This window comes from Pseudomonas sp. 30_B, from assembly GCF_017491605.1.
In the GTDB taxonomy this organism is placed as follows: Bacteria; Pseudomonadota; Gammaproteobacteria; order Pseudomonadales; family Pseudomonadaceae; genus Pseudomonas.
In genome coordinates this window covers 1-512 of record NZ_JAFGYY010000189.1, presented here as the reverse complement: position 1 = coordinate 512, position 512 = coordinate 1, and the positions used below count along the sequence as shown (strand labels likewise).

The 512-nt window shown below is 60.5% G+C and carries 1 protein-coding gene; it reads left to right on the top strand.

Translation table 11 applies throughout. The annotated features are described in order from the left end of the window. Positions 1-512 (top strand): DUF3274 domain-containing protein (locus J5M67_RS27860; protein WP_207888602.1); only part of this gene is annotated, 512 nt, incomplete at both ends.

Below are 512 nucleotides of genomic sequence, written 5' to 3'. Positions count from 1 at the left end.
GGGTTGATGCGTCCGGACGACGTGACGAAAAACGTCGCGCTCGGCAACCAGTACGCGAAGTTCAAATGGAAAGACGTCGCGACGACGGACGATCCGGGCGCCGGCATCGAGCCGCACAAGCAGGCGTTCAATCGCGGCCGTCCGGTCGACGAGCAGTCGCATAACTGGCGCATCGTGCCGAGCCGGTCGCTCGGCTCGATGCTGTCGGCGGCCGCAAAGGGCGGACGGTATCAGAAGTACGTGATCCAGCGCGAGGAGACGCCGGACGAGGTTCGCAAGCGCATGCGCACCGATGCCGATCAACTGGAAGCGAACAACTATCATTCGGGCGTGCTGCTCAGTTCGGAGAACCATCGCTGGGTCACGGCGATGGACGTGGCGATCGGTCAGGCGGTGACGCTGGATGATCCGGACTGGCGGCAGTTGTTGCTTTTGATGGCGGATTGGAAGATGACGTCTCGCGCGTTTAAGCAAATGAAGGAATGCAAAGCCTTCAACCGATTGGATAAACA